Genomic DNA, 1,683 nt, shown 5'->3' with positions numbered 1-1,683 from the left:
ACATCAATACCAGCGCTCGTAATGCGTGCAACCCATGTATTCTCGCTGAGCTTTTCGTTTTTAACGTAGCCGTTTTGCTCAAGCCAGTTGAGCAGAGTTTTAAGCTGGTCGAGGCTACAGCCGAGGCCATAACGCTTCAGCACATCTCGCAACATGCTAGTGTTTGCGCCATAGTCCGCAGACTCTTTAAGCGCAATCAAAATGCTGATCCGTTGGTGTTCAGCTTGAACTTCATGCATCGCCATGATTTTTTCCTATTGGTAATGGGTGATAAAAAGCAATAACCGACGGAACAACTTCGCTGAGCGGTTCGCCACAGTTCTCGCAGCTGAAAAGTGAATAGGTTTCGGCATTCGGGGTGTTTAGGTCTTCGGCATTTATCACTTGGAAACCTTCATGTTTGAAAGCGAGGTTTTTCAAGTCGCTTTCCGTAAACACAACCACCTTTGCTCCACAGAGGCACTGGTCATTAACTATCGCCATTGCGTTTCTCTCTTAGTTCGTTTTCCATCAGTAAATCTGTGAGCTTTTGCACATTACTCAGCCCCGGCTTTACCGATTCAATGTTGGTGTTTAGTCGCTCAATTTTTAGCTCAAGGTCGTGTAAGTCGTCGGTTGTAGGCATTTTTTCAATGCGTCGTTCAAGCTCACGTACATCGTCACTCACCGCACGTTTTACTTCCGCTAGCTGTTCTTGCAGTTCGCTTTTGTGCGCACCCAGTTGCTCGTGTAACTCGGTTTTATGTTTGCTGAGCTGGTTTTGCACGTTTGTTTGCGTGTCGCTCACCTGTTGCTGGGCGGCTGATTTATAGCTGTTAAATTCTTTGCGTGAGGGGAACCGTACATACAAAAATGCCATGATGAATACACCCATCACACCGAGCGCCCACACAATCACGGTTTGCCATTTTTGAAAAAACTCATACATGGTTAAACTCCATTTACTCGTTGTTTGCGCTCAATCAGCGATTGGCAATCAACACAGGTTTTACAGTTGTGAATGGCATCACGGCGGGCCTGTGGTATTTCAATGCCGCACTCGATGCATTTATCTAGGTCTACGTCAGCGCCTGCAAATTGTTTACTGTGCTCCGCTAGTTTGCGGCTCATTGACTTATCAATGATTTGCTGCGCTTTATCAGCTATGTCCATTAGGTTTCCTTAGATTTTGAATGGCTGAAGCAGCCATGCTTTTTACACCCGGGGCGGCTTTCTCAACGGTGCGCCCAATTACATAGCCGCCAATGCCGAGCTTTAGCAGTTCCCATGCTTGCTCGCTGAGCCTAAACGCCAGTACGCCGAACGAGTCCAGCACAATGAGCACTAGAAAGGTCAACATGGTGATAGGTCGCCAGCAACGTTGTAATAAGCTCTCGCCTTTGGCTTCAGCGGTAATAATTTGAGATTGCGCAGCCAGCACTTGCCCTTGTAGCTCAACAATTCTGCCCTCAAGGGCCAATACCTGCGCATGGCGCTGGTTGTCGATTTTTGCAAGTTCATTAGCAAGCTGTTGCCGCTCTTCATCGGATGTAAAAACATCATCCAATAGATTGCTAACCACTGTGCCTAGTCCTACCCAATCACTCATGGCGCTCTCCAAATGTCTCAGCAAGGCGCTGTCGCACTTGTTGATAGGTGTTATGGCCGTTTAGTCGGCACTGGATATCTGTCTCACAAACAGAC

5 protein-coding genes are annotated in these 1,683 nt (G+C 47.4%); all 5 read right to left on the bottom strand.

Annotated features, from left to right (window positions below; translation table 11 throughout):
• On the bottom strand, window positions 1-245 hold a 245-nt coding region (locus L1271_RS24580; RefSeq protein ID WP_235369052.1), incomplete at its 3' end, for a VpaChn25_0724 family phage protein.
• Window positions 232-483: a hypothetical protein gene (locus L1271_RS24575; protein ID WP_235369051.1), complete on the bottom strand. Its 252-nt coding sequence runs from the start codon at window positions 481-483 to the stop codon at window positions 232-234. The genes L1271_RS24580 and L1271_RS24575, both read right to left, overlap by 14 nt.
• Window positions 470-928: a DUF2730 family protein gene (locus L1271_RS24570; protein ID WP_235369050.1), complete on the bottom strand. Its 459-nt coding sequence runs from the start codon at window positions 926-928 to the stop codon at window positions 470-472. The genes L1271_RS24575 and L1271_RS24570 overlap by 14 nt, the downstream gene beginning before the upstream one ends.
• 2 nt (window positions 929-930) lie before the next feature.
• On the bottom strand, window positions 931-1,152 hold the full coding sequence (locus L1271_RS24565) for a TraR/DksA C4-type zinc finger protein (protein WP_235369049.1): 222 nt from the start codon (window positions 1,150-1,152) through the stop codon (window positions 931-933).
• The gene (locus L1271_RS24560; protein WP_235369048.1) at window positions 1,139-1,588 is read right to left on the bottom strand and encodes a 3TM-type holin; all 450 of its coding nucleotides are present in this window, start codon (window positions 1,586-1,588) and stop codon (window positions 1,139-1,141) included. The genes L1271_RS24565 and L1271_RS24560 overlap by 14 nt, the downstream gene beginning before the upstream one ends.
• Window positions 1,589-1,683 lie beyond the last annotated feature (95 nt).

It is taken from the genome of Pseudoalteromonas sp. OF5H-5, from assembly GCF_021530695.1.
Taxonomy (GTDB): domain Bacteria; phylum Pseudomonadota; class Gammaproteobacteria; order Enterobacterales; family Alteromonadaceae; genus Pseudoalteromonas.
This window is presented reverse-complemented; position numbering and strand designations above follow the sequence as displayed.